Raw genomic sequence first — 1,389 nt, 5'->3', positions numbered from 1 at the left:
AGTTTTCAATCAGCGCCGACACTGTATTCCTTTAACTGATCTTCGAGGCTTTCCGATATCGGAACTCTGCGCCCTAGGGTTTTGGCGACCGGTTGATGTAGACGGTTGTCGACAGCGTCGTTGTGGTTGCGGCCGATTTCGAGGTAGGCGCTATCGCCGCCTCCTGCTTCAATGATGTTCTTGAGTTTCAGGCTCAGCAGTTCTCCGACTCGCATGCCCGTTTCGTACAAAACACGTAGCATCACAACATTGCGCAGTCTCGGCCCAAAATTTTGCGGTTGCTGAATGCTCGCAAAGGGATGCTCGAACAAGTCGAATAACAGGTTTCGGGCCTCGGCAGATAATGTCGCCGCCAAAATACGTTGCTCACGTGCGGACTTTGACCCGGCCTTACGTCTCTTTTTTTCTAGCAAAATCTTGTCTTGCTCTTCAATGGCATCTCTGATGTCGCGCGTATTGGAGTCGGTGATGACTTCTTGTGCTAGCCAACGTAGATACACAGCAGCATAGGCGATGTAGGTGTTGTACTTCGGGCTGCTGATCACACTTCCCCGACTGCCCAATTTGCTGGCACGCAGATAGTTCGCTAGGTCATCAATCTGCATTGCGCTGAGAAATATGCGGCTTTGGAAACATATAGCTAGATCGATATTTCTAGTGGATTCCCACTCGCAGATTCGTCTGATCACGGCCAGGTAAACCTTCTGGGTCTCGTGCGTAGTGGAGGGACGGACCGAGCGGGCGATAAAGGCGGTTGGATAAAAGAGGGGGAGGCCGGGTTTGTCAGTTTCGTAGAGCTGAGAGAATCGTTCGCCGTTGTTCGCAATGAAGGTCTTCATGGTGTAGTTCATCTTGTTATCTTCCAATATTCATAGTGCTTCCAAGCGCAAAGCACAGGTAGACCCCGCATGTCATGAATGCACTTCTAGGATGAATGGGCATACGGCCGACTCGTTAACCGAGAGGGGGACGCAGAATGCGGCTATCCAGCGTTGCTAAATCTGACTATCCAGCAAAAGCCCAAGACTCCACCTTGGACTCTTTGCATCTGCAGTAACTGCGCTAATTAGTCATCACATGGTTCAGAGACTGGCTTGCGATCAAGGTTGGTAGGGGAATGGCGCAACTCTCCCGGCCTTGCCATCAATTAGGGGTTAGATAGTATTGCTCCAATAATGATCGTGAGACTTGCGCATAAGGCCAATGTCTCGAGGTTCGCTGCTCGTACCTAAAGTCGGTGGTGAGTCCGAAATATATTGAGCTTTTTTACGGGCGGTGTGGACTTTGCTTGAAGGCCATAAATTCTTCCCAAAATGGCTCTAGACTCGAACTCGACGATTAAAATAGTTTGTGCATATCTACAAGGACGGCGGCCGCGAAAACTGAGTG

General features: G+C 50.2%; 1 protein-coding gene. It reads right to left on the bottom strand.

The features are described from left to right. Window positions 1-5 precede the first annotated feature (5 nt). Window positions 6-851, bottom strand: coding sequence for a site-specific integrase (locus M5G20_RS30130; RefSeq protein WP_273922133.1), 846 nt, complete (start codon window positions 849-851; stop codon window positions 6-8). Between the last annotated feature and the right edge of the window lie 538 nt (window positions 852-1,389).

The sequence above is a fragment of the Pseudomonas sp. TNT2022 ID1044 genome (assembly GCF_028656895.1).
Taxonomy (GTDB): Bacteria; Pseudomonadota; Gammaproteobacteria; order Pseudomonadales; family Pseudomonadaceae; genus Aquipseudomonas; species Aquipseudomonas reinekei.
The sequence above is the reverse complement of the archived record's forward strand: the minus strand, read 5'-3'. Positions and strand labels throughout refer to the sequence as shown.

Coding starts and splice junctions, on each gene's coding strand:
- M5G20_RS30130 (WP_273922133.1), bottom strand. CDS start 851: ATGAACTACACCATGAAGACCTTCATTGCGAACAACGGCGAACGATTC.